The sequence below is a fragment of the Arthrobacter sp. M4 genome (assembly GCF_020251205.1).
Classification (GTDB): Bacteria; Actinomycetota; Actinomycetes; order Actinomycetales; family Micrococcaceae; genus Arthrobacter.
Genome location: NZ_JAIWYX010000057.1, coordinates 1 through 593, shown reverse-complemented (window position 1 = coordinate 593; position 593 = coordinate 1). Strand labels below are relative to the sequence as shown.

1 pseudogene is annotated in these 593 nt (G+C 67.5%); it reads left to right on the top strand.

From position 1 onward, the window contains the following. Positions 1-75: 75 nt before the first annotated feature. Positions 76-593 (top strand): annotated as a pseudogene (locus LD110_RS23375) (integrase); the annotation flags it as partial.

Sequence of the window (593 nt, the reverse complement as noted above, 5' to 3'; positions counted from 1 at the left end):
AAACCTCCGCGTAGCGGCGTGGTTGAGGGTGTTGGCGGCGGGTGCGGGTTATGCCCGTTTTCTATGGAGCTGACGATGGCCCAGCGGCAAGCTGTGACGAAGAAGAAGGCCCTCGCTTATAAGGGCGCTGATCGTGCGGGGAAGTCCCGGATCCTGGACGAGCTGGTCGATCTGACCGGCTGGCACCGCGACTATGCCCGGGCGGCCCTTAGGAATGCCCTGACGCTGAGGATCGTCAGGCCCAGGCCGGGCAGGGCGCTGGTCTACGGCCCGGATCTGCTGCCCGCTCTGGTCAAGTGCTGGGCGGTGCTTCGGGCACCTGCCGGCAGGCTGCTTGCGCCGATGCTGCCGGTGCTGGTGCCGTTGCTGCGCCGCGACGGAGAGCTTGACATCACTGACGAGCAGGCGGCGCTGCTGGTGCGCATGAGCGCGGCGACCATCGACCGGAAACTGGCCGGTGAGCGGGCGAAACTGGTTCCGCGGGGACGCTCGCACACCAAGCCGGGCACGCTGCTGAAGTCCCAGATCCCCGTCCGCACCTGGGCCGAATGGGACGACGCGGTGCCCGGGTTTGTCGAAATCGATCTGGTCGG